The 13,429-nt window shown below is 57.0% G+C and carries 12 protein-coding genes; 4 read left to right on the top strand and 8 right to left on the bottom strand.

Features of this window, described 5'->3' with window-relative positions; translation table 11 throughout:
• Positions 1 to 81 precede the first annotated feature (81 nt).
• Positions 82 to 2,337 carry a helix-turn-helix domain-containing protein gene (locus tag NYE69_RS26565; RefSeq protein WP_316561346.1) on the bottom strand — a complete coding sequence of 752 codons (2,256 nt, stop codon included), beginning with the start codon at positions 2,335 to 2,337 and terminating at the stop codon, positions 82 to 84.
• A 164-nt stretch (positions 2,338 to 2,501) separates the two neighbouring features.
• On the opposite strand from NYE69_RS26565, the gene NYE69_RS26570 reads away from it, so the two are divergent.
• From NYE69_RS26570 to NYE69_RS26585, 4 genes are all read left to right on the top strand, one after another.
• The gene (locus tag NYE69_RS26570) at positions 2,502 to 3,497 is read left to right on the top strand and encodes a LacI family DNA-binding transcriptional regulator (RefSeq protein WP_036620770.1); all 996 of its coding nucleotides are present in this window, start codon (positions 2,502 to 2,504) and stop codon (positions 3,495 to 3,497) included.
• A 165-nt stretch (positions 3,498 to 3,662) separates the two neighbouring features.
• Positions 3,663 to 5,102 (top strand): tagaturonate reductase, encoded by a 1,440-nt coding sequence (locus NYE69_RS26575; protein WP_316561348.1) that lies wholly within the window; start codon positions 3,663 to 3,665, stop codon positions 5,100 to 5,102.
• The gene (locus tag NYE69_RS26580; RefSeq protein ID WP_316561349.1) at positions 5,090 to 6,577 is read left to right on the top strand and encodes a UxaA family hydrolase; all 1,488 of its coding nucleotides are present in this window, start codon (positions 5,090 to 5,092) and stop codon (positions 6,575 to 6,577) included. The genes NYE69_RS26575 and NYE69_RS26580 overlap by 13 nt, the downstream gene beginning before the upstream one ends.
• A 25-nt stretch (positions 6,578 to 6,602) precedes the next feature.
• Complete coding sequence (locus NYE69_RS26585; protein ID WP_316561350.1) at positions 6,603 to 7,319, top strand: rhamnogalacturonan acetylesterase; 717 nt, start codon at positions 6,603 to 6,605, stop codon at positions 7,317 to 7,319.
• A gap of 96 nt (positions 7,320 to 7,415) precedes the next feature.
• Here NYE69_RS26585 and NYE69_RS26590 read toward each other — a convergent pair whose 3' ends face one another.
• The 7 genes from NYE69_RS26590 to NYE69_RS26620 all read right to left on the bottom strand — a co-directional run bounded on the left by NYE69_RS26590 (position 7,416) and on the right by NYE69_RS26620 (position 13,419).
• Positions 7,416 to 7,829, bottom strand: coding sequence for a hypothetical protein (locus NYE69_RS26590; RefSeq protein WP_316561351.1), 414 nt, complete (start codon positions 7,827 to 7,829; stop codon positions 7,416 to 7,418).
• Between the two features lie 64 nt (positions 7,830 to 7,893).
• Positions 7,894 to 8,169, bottom strand: coding sequence for a hypothetical protein (locus NYE69_RS26595; protein ID WP_051985327.1), 276 nt, complete (start codon positions 8,167 to 8,169; stop codon positions 7,894 to 7,896).
• Positions 8,170 to 8,285: 116 nt separating this feature from the next.
• The gene (locus tag NYE69_RS26600; RefSeq protein ID WP_340928779.1) at positions 8,286 to 9,890 is read right to left on the bottom strand and encodes an MFS transporter; all 1,605 of its coding nucleotides are present in this window, start codon (positions 9,888 to 9,890) and stop codon (positions 8,286 to 8,288) included.
• Positions 9,887 to 10,543, bottom strand: coding sequence for a cysteine hydrolase family protein (locus tag NYE69_RS26605; protein WP_316561852.1), 657 nt, complete (start codon positions 10,541 to 10,543; stop codon positions 9,887 to 9,889). Before NYE69_RS26605 ends, NYE69_RS26600 begins: the two co-directional genes overlap by 4 nt.
• 21 nt (positions 10,544 to 10,564) lie before the next feature.
• Positions 10,565 to 11,602: an ABC transporter substrate-binding protein gene (locus NYE69_RS26610; protein WP_124332572.1), complete on the bottom strand. Its 1,038-nt coding sequence runs from the start codon at positions 11,600 to 11,602 to the stop codon at positions 10,565 to 10,567.
• Between the two features lie 41 nt (positions 11,603 to 11,643).
• A complete protein-coding gene (locus NYE69_RS26615) occupies positions 11,644 to 12,585 on the bottom strand; it encodes an ABC transporter permease (RefSeq protein ID WP_340928782.1) in 942 nt (313 codons plus the stop codon).
• A gap of 51 nt (positions 12,586 to 12,636) precedes the next feature.
• Positions 12,637 to 13,419: an ABC transporter ATP-binding protein gene (locus NYE69_RS26620; RefSeq protein WP_340928784.1), complete on the bottom strand. Its 783-nt coding sequence runs from the start codon at positions 13,417 to 13,419 to the stop codon at positions 12,637 to 12,639.
• Between the last annotated feature and the right edge of the window lie 10 nt (positions 13,420 to 13,429).

Below are 13,429 nucleotides of genomic sequence, written 5' to 3' on the forward strand. Positions count from 1 at the left end.
GGGGAACTATCCTGGGATTTTCACTTTCTAACCTGTCAAAAAGGAGCTCTTCCGCCATGGAAAAGCTCCTTTATATTAAAGTCAAACCGCTTGCCTTGCTTTTCGGTATTCGCCGGGGGTGACATGCTCTTTTTTGCGGAACGAGCGGATAAAGTTTTGCGGTTTATGGTACTGAAGCCGCTCCGCGATCTCCCTGACGGTCATGTCGGTTTCGACCAGCCACTTTTTGGCCATTTCCAGCCTGTAGTTCATCAGATATTCGGTAAATGTCGTGCCGTGTTCCTTTTTAAAAATGTTGCTTAAATAGTTCGGATTATAATGCAGCCGGTCGGCGATTTGCTCCAAGGTTAGTTCCTGATCGTATTCGGCCCTGACGATGACGGCGATTTCTTCGGACAAGCTGCGGAATTGCTTGTTCGTCTTATCCTTCATGCTTCTGACCATTGGAAAAATAATTTCGTCCACCAGCATCCGTTCGATTTCTTCGGGATTCCGCGTATCCAGCAGCACATGATACAGGGCGTAATTGTCCTGCTTAAGCAGGACCTCGATGCCGAGCAGCTGCTCCAGCTCAATCAAATTGTTCACGAACCGGACCAGGGCTACCTCGAAATTCATGGAATGTTTGTTTTTCTTCATCATCTCCGCGAGCAGCAAATACAAACAGCGGCTGACCTGCTCCTCATCGCCGAGACGAATCGCGTCAAAGAGCCGGGATTCCAGCTCCGCCGGATAATAAAGCAGCACCGGGCCCGAAACGCCCTGTGAAATATCCTCATAAAAGATGATCGATTCCTTGCCCAAATTAAGCCGGTGATGCAGCGCCTGCTTGCCCATTTCACAGGCTTCCTTGCTGCCGAGCAAACTGTCGTACGGATCGCTGATGCCGATGCTGATGGACACCTTTAAATATTCCCGGGCCCTTTTCATCAAGGCCGTCGCCATTTCAAACAGCGGTTTGCGGATTTCCTGTTCGGTCTGGCCCGTAAACATCAGGATCGTGGCTTGGGTTTTATCGTTCAAAATAATCGGCAGCATCCGCCGCTCCGGCGGAATTTGCTCTTCCACCAGTTTATTGACCGCCAGCAGCAACACATCTTTATCCGACGCCTCGCGTTCGCCCAAATTGTCCAATTGGATCAGCATCGTTACGTAAAGGCGGTCCTCCACCGGCCGATATCCTAGCCTGGGCAGCTTTACGGCCAGTTCGTCCGCCGAGACGCGCCCCCGGAACAGATTCATGACGAGCTGCGTTTCCAGCTGCGGCTTTTCCGCTTCCATCAAGTTCTCCAGGCTTTCCTTTTCGGTTATGATCGTATCGATGGAATGAATAATCGTTTCGATTTCATTTTTGGAGGCGGCCAGATCGTCGAGCGACAGGCTGCGTTTGATTTGCCGGATCGGCCTTGTAAAGTAAACGGCCAGGATATAAGCCACAATGACGATCAACAGCGTCAGCACCGCCCCCATCGTGATGATCCCGAACTTGGCCAGCTTCAGGGCGCCGGCGACTTCTTTTTGATCCAGCAAGGTCAGATAGATCCAATGGTTATATTCCGATACGGCGTAAATGATTTTCGGCGCGGACGTATGACCGCCGGCCTTTTGCAGGGACAGCACCCCCGTTGGTTCATGGTTCTCGTCAATCCGGGAGACAACCTCTTTCAATTGTCCGGAAGCGAGCCCGGGGTCCTGCGGATGGCCGCCGGAATACATGAGCTCGCCCTGCTTATTCAAAATATAAACGCCGCTGCCGTCACCCGTCTGAATCGTCTGGTCCAGCGTCTCCAGCGAGATGTCCGACATGGCGATCGCCTGTTTGTTCTTGGAGAACACCGGCAAGGTGTTGACGAACCGGATCCCCGTGTCCGTTTTGATCCAGAACAGGCTTTGGTTTTTATTTTGTATATAAGCTGCGATAAGGTCGTTTCTTTCTGCTTCGCTCAGTTTCGTCAGCCTGCCGTTCGAAATCCGCCAGTTCTGCTCCAAGCTGATTAGCGCGTATTCGGTTCGCTCCATCCCCAAGGTGGCGATGTAGTTCAGTTGGCTGTTCACGTTCCGGTACGCGATGAAATCCTGCTCCGTGATCGGGTTTTTGACAATTTCGCTAAACGATGTCGTCGTGCTGTACGTGTCAAACGCATATTCGATCGACCGGATCTGCTGCTCCAAATTATTTTTCGTCTGCAAAATAAAGTTTTGTTTGCCGCCGGCGATCCGCTCATTTACGGAGTTGACCGTGCTGAAATAAATGTAACCGGCAAAGCTGGCCACAAGACCAATGCCGAGCACGAGAATCGGGATGAATATTTTATAGAACAAGCTTCCTTTATGCATCGACGGACGCTCCTTCTCCCAAGGGATTATTTTTATTATAGCGCTTACATGATTTTGCTGACAATTTATTTTCACGTGTGCAAAATGATATTTTTCTTGACTTTAAAATAAAACGCGATTTAGAATGAAAACGTGAAAATTTTAATTGACGAAGAAGAGGTTATATGGTCACGATCAAAGACATCGCACGCGTCGCCGGCGTATCGCACACCACCGTATCCCGGGCGCTGAACGGAAGTACGCTGATCAAGAAGGAAACGCGCGACAAAATCGAAAAGATCGCCGCAGAGATGAACTATGTTCCGAATGTCAACGCCAAAAGCCTGGTCATGAAAAAATCGTATACGATCGGACTGTTTTTTTCCAGCATCGACCAAGGGACCTCGTCCAGCTTTCTCGTCGACGCCATCAAAGGCATCAACGCCGCGTTGGACGAAAATTACAGCTTGACGGTGCATGGGATCGACAGCATCCGCCACCTGGACGGCATTTCTCCGCACCGGTTTGACGGCATTCTCGTCATGAGCCAAAGCGACGCCGACAACGCCTTCATTTATCACGTTAAAAGCATGGGCATTCCGCTGGTCGTATTAAACCGGCTGCTGGAGGACCGCAGCATTCCCAATGTGGCGGCAGGCGACCGCGACGGGGTGCGGGAAGCGATCGACTACGCCCTGGCGCAAGGCCACCGCAGGCTGGCGATCATCGAAGGCAAACCCGGCTTCAAATCGTCGGCGGAGCGGAGGCAAGGTTTTCTCGACAGCCTGCTGGCCCATGGCGTCGCGATCTCGCCCGATTATATCGTCCTTGGCGATTACAGCATCGAAAGCGGGCACCGGATGATGGCCCGGCTGCTTTCCCTGCCGAAGCCGCCGTCGCTTGTGTTCTGCTCCAACGACGATATGGCGATCGGCGCGATGAACGCCTGCTTCGAACAGCGGGTGGCCGTACCGGACCAGGTTTCGCTCATCGGCTTCGACGACATCCTGTTTGCCAAATACACCAACCCGGCGCTCACGACGATCCGCAGGCCGGTTGCCGACATTGGCGAGCTCGGCATGCGCAAACTGATCGAACTGATGCAGGAACCGGACTCCCCGCCGGAGCAGCTGCTGGTTCCCACGTCGTTAATGGTGCGCGGAACGGTGGCGAAAGTTTAACGGTGAAAACCTGCAAAAGTTAGACCACAAACTACTCTAACGGATGCCACAATCTACGAACCAACGTACCGAATGGACGGGACGGTTCTGAAACCAACTCAGAATTCACGCAAAATTGTTAACGTGTGCATTAAACCATACATTTCAGCTAAGGAGCGATGACGGATGGCACGATTGCTTTCCAGAACCATGTACCCGGACTTGCCTATCTATCCCGAGCGCGTGATTCAATTCGGGGAAGGCAACTTTATGCGTGCTTTTGCGGCATGGCAGCTGCAGCGGATGAACAAGCAAGGGCTGTTTCAAGGCAGCGTGGTGATGGTCAAACCCCGGAACGGCCCGGTGAGCGAGGATTTCGAAAAGCAGGACTGCCTTTATACGGTCGTGATCGACGGCATCGCCGGACAAAAAACGGTGCGGGAACGCGAAATCATCACGAGCGTCAGCCGCCTAATCAGCCCTTACAGCGACTATGAAGGCTTTTTGGCTTTGGCCGAAGACGATAATCTGGAGTTCATCACGTCCAACACGACCGAATCCGGAATCGCTTACAATCCCGCCGACACGCTGAACGACCGGCCCCCCAGCAGCTTTCCCGGCAAGCTGACGGCCCTGCTTTACCGGCGTTTCCGGCTCGGAAAAAAAGGCTTCGTCATCCTCCCCTGCGAGCTGATCGACCGCAACGGCGAAAGACTGCGGGAAATCGTGCTCCGCTACGCGGCGGATTGGCGGCTCGGCGAACCATTTGCAACCTGGCTGAACCGGGAAAATACGTTTTGCTGCACCCTGGTCGACCGGATCGTCGCCGGTTTTCCGCAGGAGCAAGCAAATGAACTGGAGCGCGAATTGGGCTATCAGGACCGGCTGATGGTGGCGTCCGAGCCGTACCTGCTTTGGGTGATCGAAGGCCCGTCCTGGCTGCCCGCGCGTCTGCCGCTCGCCCAAGCGGGATTAGATGTTATTTTCACCAAGGATCTGAAGCCTTACCGCGAACAAAAAGTCCATCTGCTGAACGGCCCGCACACGGCGATGGCTTCGCTGGGGCTGCTCGCCGGGCTGCAAACGGTGGAAGAGGTTATGAAGGACGCGGATTTTTCCGCGTTCGTGCGCCGGTTGATGGAAGACGAACTGCTACCGGGGCTCCATTTGCCCAAACCTGAGCTGCATGCTTACGCCCGGGCCGTGCGGGAACGGTTTATGAACCCGTTTGTCCGGCATGAGCTGGCGTCGATTTATTTGAACAGCATTTCCAAATTCACAACCCGTCTGCTGCCCGTCCTGCTGCGGCATGTTCAGGAAAGCCGGAAGCTGCCGGGGCTCCTTACCCTCTCCTTCGCCGCCCTGCTGCTCGGTTATCGGGGAGACCGCCTGGAGCGGAAGGACAGCCCGGAAGTGCTGGCCGTTTTTGACGAGGCTTGGCAAACCCCGGATCCGAACTCGTTTATCCGGACAATCCTGAAGAGCGAAGTCTTATGGGGATTGGACCTGTCGGACATCCCGCAGCTTGCCGAAGCCCTGAAGGACGATTTAATGCAGCTTGACCAAATGGGCTGCCGCGCCGTCCTGCGGCAGCGTTTAGGAGGAGAAATCACATGCAACGACTGATGAAAATGAACCCCCGGGACACCGTGGCGGTGGCGCTGCGCCCGATTGAAGCCGGGGAAGAAATCGCGTTTGATGCTTTGTCCGTCAAAGCCCGGGAAGCGATCCCGCAAGGCCATAAAATCGCGCTTGCCGATTTGGCGGCCGGCTCCGCCGTGATCAAATACGGTTATCCGATCGGCCGCGCGGCGGCGGATATCGCCCAAGGCGAATGGGTGCATACCCACAATTTAAAAACCGGTTTGGCCGGGGAAGAAACGTACGAATACCGGCCCGACCTCCATCCCGTCACTTATCCCAAACGCAACCTGACCTTTGACGGCTATCGCCGCCGAAACGGCAAAGTCGGCATCCGCAATGATTTATATATCGTACCGACGGTCGGCTGCGTCAACGGCATCGCCGAGCAGATCATCGCCGAATTCAAGGTGCTGCATCCGGACCTTGGCCCCTTCGACAACGTGACTGTGCTAAAGCACCCGTACGGCTGCTCGCAGCTCGGCGACGACCATCGGATGACCCGCAGCATACTTCTGGATGCCGTGGGTCATCCCAACGCCGGCGGCGTGCTCGTATTTGGCCTCGGCTGTGAAAACAACGTGGTCGCCGAGTTCCGCAATCTGCTTGGCGATATTGACGAAAGCCGGATCAAATTCCTTGTCGCCCAGGAGGTGGAAGATGAAGCGGAAGCCGGTGTGGCGCTGCTGGAAGAGCTGTACGAGGCGGCCAAACATGACCGGCGCGAACCGGTGCCGCTCAGCGAGCTGAACGTGGGCCTGAAATGCGGCGGGTCCGACGGATTTTCCGGGATTACGGCCAACCCGCTGCTGGGGGCGTTCTCCGATTTTCTCATCTCCCAGGGCGGCTCGACGGTGCTGACCGAAGTACCGGAAATGTTCGGTGCCGAACACATGCTGATGGCCCGCGCCGCGAATAAGGATGTTTTTGCGCAAATCGTCGCCCTCATCAATGACTTCAAGCAGTATTTCCTGTCTCACGGCGAGCCGGTGTACGAAAATCCCTCCCCGGGCAACAAGGCCGGCGGCATCAGCACCCTGGAGGACAAATCGCTCGGCTGCACGCAAAAGGCGGGAACCGCTCCGGTCGTCGACGTGCTGCAGTACGGCGAAAAGCTGCGCAAAAAAGGCCTCAGCCTGCTCCAGGCGCCGGGCAACGATCTGGTCGCCAGCTCGGCACTCGCGGCCGCGGACTGCCAGCTCGTCTTGTTCACAACCGGGCGGGGAACGCCGTTTGGCAGCTTTGTCCCGACGGTGAAGGTGGCGACGAACAACGAGCTGTTTGCCCGCAAAGGGCACTGGATGGATTTTAACGCCGGCCCGCTGCTGGAAAAGCCGATGGAAGAAGTGCTCGAGGAATTTATCGCTTATGTGATCGCGGTAGCCAGCGGCCAAAAAACCCGCAACGAGCAAAACGAAGTGCGCGAGCTGGCGATTTTCAAAACCGGGGTTACGTTGTAAACGGGCCCGCAGGAGGAAGGTAAACATGAAAATCACCGTATTTATCGCCGGGGATTCCACGGCTGCGCTGAAAGGCGCCGCCGAGAAACCGATGACCGGCTGGGGCGAATACCTGCAGGATTATTTCGATTCGTCCGTCCGCGTCGACAACCGCGCCGTCAACGGGCGCAGCAGCAAATCGTTTCTGGACGAAGGCCGGCTCGCCGACATTGAGCGGGATCTCCGGCCGGGGGACTACCTGTTCATCCAATTCGGACACAATGACGGCAAACAGGAGGACCCCTCCCGTTACGCCGATCCGGAAGAGGCGTACCCGGGCAACCTGAAGCGGTTTATCGCCAGCGCCAGGCAGCGCGGCGGGACGCCGGTGCTGCTGACTTCGGTCAGCCGCAGGCGCTTTCTCGCGGACGGAAGCCCTGACCCCGAAGCCGTCGGGGCGTATCCCGAAGCGATGAGGCAGGCCGCCGCGGAGACCGGAACGCCGCTGCTCGATATTTTTGCGGCATCGCAGCAGTTGTACCGGGCGCTCGGCGAGGAAGGGTCCCGCCATCTGTTTATGCATCTGCCCGAAGGGGCCCATCCCAACTATCCGGACGGCATCCGGGACGACACCCATTTTTCCGACACCGGGGCCCGCCATATCGCCAGGCTTGTGGCCAAAGCGATCAAGCATTCCCTTTCGCTGCCGGAATTAAAGCCCCATTTAAGCGGACTAGCGGAAAGAGTGCAGGAGACGAAATGAACTGACCCTGGACACTTTGGATAACGGAATGGATAACGGAATAGATGCCCGAGGCCGAAACCTCGGGCATCTATCGTTAAAGCTATATACTAACCGTCACTGTTCAGCATAAACCGACGCCGTGTATTTAAACAAAGCATATCCCAAAAACGCATACACCGCGACCGGGATCAGAAGTGAAAGCGAGATCGCGGTAAACGGAAAAATCATCAATACCGCATTGGCCCATAGTCCGTAAGGCAAGTATTTTACGTTTTTCGAGACTAAGGTCAACCAAGCGCCGAGCAGAAAAGCATAATTGGCCAATGATACCAGCGGAATGGTGTAGAATACCGTATGGATAAAACTATAGCCGCCGTATGGAAGTACCGCCGCCAACAATTCATACAAAAACTTGACGCCTAACCCGCCGAACAGCAAATGAAGGGAATAGGCCTGAATCCGCGGATACCATTTAAATGACTCAAACCAGGCTCGCAGCTCGCGGAGAACCACGGAAAATTGCTGCATTAGAAATAATTCCTCCTAATCGGATGTTTGTGGACAACCTTGCACCAGGCTCCCCATCATATTTTCATTCAGACAGGCTGGCGATTTGCGCCAGGTTCCCATCGATTTCGGCCTTCAGCTTAAGAATCCGTTCCATATTTTGCGTGAACGCTTCCTTTCCGAGAGGCCAATTGCCCCCCTGCGCAGCTTCGAAAACCCGTTTGCCCATCTCCTGATATTGCTGATCGATTTGACCCTGCAGGGTGTTGTTTTGCATCTTTAGCCGGTTGACTTCCACCACCGTCTTGGCCTTGCTGCCCGCCTCGGCAACGCCCGCTTTCAGTTTATCGAAAAAATCCAATTCATTTCACCCCGCTTCCTGATACGATGCTAGATGTGAAATTTCTACATAACTCAGCAAATTCCTTCAAAAATCTTAAAAAACCTCGCCGCCGGCGAGGTTTCTCGTGGTTTATTTTAAATTTTCGATGATACCGTCTCCTTACGGCGATGTCTGCCCTGACGAACGGTGAAGAGCAGAAGCAGCAGGGAAAACAGCACCAGCACCAGGCAAATGGCAAAAACCGTATGGAAGCCGGCCAGCTCCAGCATCTGCGCCGCCCCGGCCGTTTGCGCCATTCCGGACGTTCCGGCGCCGCCGGCCGCATTTGTCCCCGCCTTTCCCCAATCTCCCGCATTGCCCGCCCCGCCGGCGAGTAGCGCGCCGCCCGCGGCTGTCCCGAACATCATGCCGAGGTTCCGGGACAAAGCGAGCAGGCTGCTGATCAAACCCAGCTGGCCGCTGCCTGCCCGGCCCATGACCAGGCTGTTGTTCGGCGAGGTGATCATGCCCATGGAAATGCCGAGCAGGACGATCAGCGCGATCAGCAGCAGCAGCGGATGCGCCGGCGTCAAAAATCCGAGGACCGCCAGCACGCCGCCCATCGTCAGCAGCCCCGCCGCCAGCAGCGGCAAAGGACCCAGCTTGTCCGACCAGCTGCCGAACACCGGGGAAGCGACGATCAGCGCGAGCGGATAGCCCATCATGATCAGCCCGGCCAACGCGGGCGGGATGCCCAGCTCGCTGCGCAGAAACACCGGCAGGACAAGCTGGGCCGAAAAGGCCGCCATATACGTGACGATGGTGATCCAGATGCCCGTATTCATCGCCCCGTCGGCAAGCAGCCGCAGGTCGATGAACGGAGAGCTTGCGCGCCCGCGAAATATTCTCCCTCCGGCCGCGCCGCCCGACCCGTTCACACGTCTAGCTTCCCACCGGGAAGAAAGGCACCAGGCGGCAAAGCCGGCCGCGCCGGAGGCGAACAGCAGCAGCAGAGCCAGTACCGCCGGAGAAAACCAGCCCCACGCGGAGCCGAGATTGATCGCCGTCACCAGCCCCGCCAAGGCGGCTGCGAACAAGAACGCTCCGGTCGCATCGATCCGCCCTTCAAGCACAGGCGGATCTTTGGGAATAAACCGCTTGGCCAACCCCCAAGCCAGGAGCGCGGCTCCGGCAAGCAGCCAGAAGCTGGTCTCCCAGGAGAACCATTGGATCAGCACGCCGCCGAGGCTGGGACCGATCATCGAGCCGGCGGCGACGAACGTGCTGATCAGGCCCAGCGCTTTGCCCCGCTTCTCCGGCGGAAACACCGAGACGATCAGCGCCATGTTCGTCGCCTGATACATCGAGGCGCCTACGCCCTGCACGGCCCGGAAGGCGAGCAGCCAGCCGAGCGACGGGGCCAGGGCGCAGCAGAGCGCCCCAAGGGCAAAGCAGAAGTACCCGAGGTTGTGCACGGTCCGCCTGCCGAACGTATCGCCAAGCCGCCCCATGATCGGCAGCAGCACCGAGATGACTAGCAAATACACCGTAACGACCCATTGCGCGACAGCCATGTTCACCCCAAAGTCATGAGCGATGTCCACCAACGCGATATTGAACAGACCGGCGGAAAGATTGGACAAGAAAGCCCCGGTGCAAATGATGTATTGAACGAGCAGGCGCCGCCTGCCGTTCAGCGGGAGGTTCCCCAAAGGGCGGCCTGCGGCGGCCTTGCTTTTTTGCAGCGCTGCTTCCGTCACCGTTGTTTCGCGACCTTCAGCAGCATTTCCGGCGCTTTCCGTTCCCGCTCCCAGAGAGCAATGACGCTCCCGGACTCCGCTACATCGCCAAAATACCCTCTGATGTTTTCCATCGTCATTTCATGAGCCTTCTTGGAGTAAGAAGCGCAGGCGTCGCTGAGCAATACGATGTGGTAATCGAGCATAAACCCGTCTCTCGCCGTCGATTCCACGCAAACGTTGGTGCTGACCCCGGTCATGATCAGGGTTTCGATTTTTTGGCTGCGCAGCACGGAATCGAGCCGCGTATTGACAAACGCGCTGTAGCGGTGTTTGTTCACCACCGTTTCGCCCGGCTCGGGGGCGACTTCATAGAACCCGGCCCCCCAGGTGCCCGTCCGGCACACCTCCAGCGACCGTCCGTTCGAGCGGGCTTTCCAGGCCGCGGAATCGGTCGCTTCTTCATGGAACGTCTGGATAAATATGACCGGCACTTCATAACGTCTGGCCGCCGCCAGCAGACGATGCAGGTTCGGCATCATCCCGCGCACGCCGCTGACGTCGCTTCCGACCTTGGCCAGCGCCCCTTCCGGATGGCAGTAATCGTTCTGCACATCGACGACCAAAACGGCCGGACGGCTGTGCAGAAGCTTTTGTTCCAGATTGTTGTCCACGAATCTTCACCCCGCAATCGTTTATTTGGATTTGTTCACAAACTGCATGTCCACCAATTGGTCATAGGCATAATCGCCTTTAAAAATGCCGGTTTTGATCAGCACGTCCATATCCTGCTTAACGGCCGCCTCCGTAATAAACCCGTCCCGGCTCCACAAGTTGTCCTCATACGCCCGGTCAAGCGAAGCCTGGATCGCCTCGTCCGACAGCGTCGGGAACTCGGCTTTCATATTTTTTTGCGCCAGCTCCTTGTCGTTGTTGACGGCGTTCAGCGCTTCTTTGATCGCATCGACGAATTTTTGCACCGTTTCCGGATCGTTTGCGATCGTCGATTTTTTGACGCTCAGCACCGAATAGGAGAAATCGCCGAAATCGTGGAACTTGTAAAACGGCTCGCCCCATACGTCTTTGGAGATCCCGTCGCTGATTTGCGGTTCGGCGCCGTTGCCGATATCGGCCGCGCCCTGCTGCACCATCGTCACCACGGTCGACGCGTCGGCCGGTTCCAGCAGGGTGACGTCTTTTTCCGGATCAAGCCCCAAATACAGCAGCAAATAACGGATCAGCAGGTTCGGGGTTCCGCCGTGGCGCCCCGCGTTGATTTTTTTCCCTTGGAAAAATTCCTTCAGATCGGCTTCCGATCCGCTTTTGGGCGCCAGCCCTTTTTTCGCGACCAGGTACACGTTGGCCCGGTTGACGACATTCACGACCGACACGATCGGGTCGGAGTTTTTGTTGTTGGCCAGCGCATTGGACTCCGTGCCGCCGATAACGCCCCAGGCGTCGCCGCTGACGACGGCGGTCACGTGCGCCCCGCCGGACGCCTGGATGACCTCCACATCGAGCCCGCGTTTTTGGAAGTAGCCTTCCCGCTGAGCCAGGTAAAGCGGTAAATACCCTGTGGAATGGACCGGTTCGGCGATGACGATCTTTTTGAGTTTTTCCCCGCCGGGCGCGGCTTCCGCCGTCGGCTCGTCCTTCTTGCCCCCGCATCCGGCGAGCAGTCCGCCGGCCAGCGCCAAAGCCAGCAGCAGCGGCAATGCGATTCTTTTCTTCATACGGTTTCCCCCTCAAGTTGAATGGATGACGGTGCGATGCACTACCTCACGCCAAGTCCCTTTGACAGTCCTTTTTCCAGCAGCACCACGCCCCAATACATGACCATGGACAGCACCGACAGGACGACCACGCCGACCCACACGAGATTGATGTCGAGAATCGTGCCGGCGTACATGATCATCCGGCCGACGCCCTGGCTGGAGGCGATAAACTCGCCGACGATCGCTCCCGCCAGCGCGAGCGCAATGTTGATGCGCAGGCTGCTGATGATCCACGGCATCGACCACGGAATCACCACTTTGGTGAACACCTGCATCCGTTTGGCGCCCAGCGAATACATCAGCTTTTCCATGTCCGGATCAACGCTTTTGACCCCGCTGTAAGCCGATAGGGCGGCCACGACGACCGTCATCGAAAAAGCGAGCGCCACTTTGGAAAAAAAGCCGATCCCGAGCAAAATGACGAGCACCGGGGCCAGCGCCAGCTTCGGCATGGCGTTCAGGACGATCAGGTAAGGTTCGCTGATGCCGGCATAGCTCTTTGACCACCAGAAGGAGAGGCCGAGCAGCGCGCCAAGCAGCGTCCCGAACACGAAGCCAAGCACGGTGGAGCCGGACGTGTAGACGATGTCGGAAAGCAGCGTGCCTGCCGTCAACTGTACCCAGGTCGTTTGCAAAATAACGCTCGGGCTGCTCCAGTAATAAGGATCAAGCCAGCCAAGCCGGGTAAACACCTCCCATACGACAAACAACAGGACTGCCACGGCAAATCTGCCCCAGCCGATCACGCGGGCCCGCCTCCGGGCGGCCGCTTCCTCATCGTGGATCAGCGGAGCGGAACGGGACGCGGCCTGCGCCTTGGCCGCCTTCGCCGCTTTGGCCGCCCTTCCCTCTTTTTCCGCCTTTCCCGCAGCATCCGCCGTCTCCGCCGCATCCGCCGGCAGCGCCTGAACCATAAAAGCCGATTTTCGTACCGTTTCCATCGTAGAATCGCCTCCTAAATCTCCTGGATAAATGTGATATGTTAAGCTCGGCTATAAAGCGATGTCCTCTTCCGCGTGCCCCGCCGCAAGCTCATCAAGCAGATGATGCTTGAGCTCCATAAAATCCGGCGAGGTCATGTCTTCCGTCTTGCGCGGCCGCTCCATCGTGACCGTAATTTTCGACTTCACGCGCCCGGGGCGCGGGGAAAATACGTAAATGTCGTCGGACAAATAAATCGCCTCGTCGATGTCGTGCGTAACGAACAGCACCGTTTTGCCGAAATCCGTCCAGATTTGCAGCAGCCAGTTTTGCATCGTCAGCCGGGTTTGCGCGTCCAGCGCGCCGAAGGGCTCGTCCAGCAAAATGATGTCGCGGTCGTACAGCAGCGTCCTGAGCAGCGCCGCCCGCTGCCGCATGCCTCCCGACAGCTCCTGCGGATAATGCTTGTCAAACCCCTTCAGCCCGTACTTCTCCATCAAAGGCAAGGCCCGCTCTACGGCCTCCTTGCGCGGAATGCCGCGCACCTCCATGCCGAGGATGATGTTGTCCAGAATTGTCCGCCACGGCAGCAGCATGTCTTTTTGCAGCATATAGCCGACATAACCCGTTTTACCGACGATATTGCGCCCGTCCGCGATCACCTGCCCGGTCGAGGGCGGAATCAGGCCGGCGATAATGTTGAACAAGGTCGATTTCCCGCATCCGCTCGGACCGATCATGCTGACGAACCGGCCTTCCTCGATCGTCAGGCTCGTTTCCCGCATCGCGGGAATCTCCTGACCGTTTCGGCGAAACCATTTGCTGACCCCGGAAATTTCGATTTTCGGCTGCATGCTCCCCATC

This window comes from Paenibacillus sp. FSL R5-0527 (assembly GCF_038008055.1).
Lineage (GTDB): Bacteria > Bacillota > Bacilli > Paenibacillales > Paenibacillaceae > Fontibacillus > Fontibacillus macerans.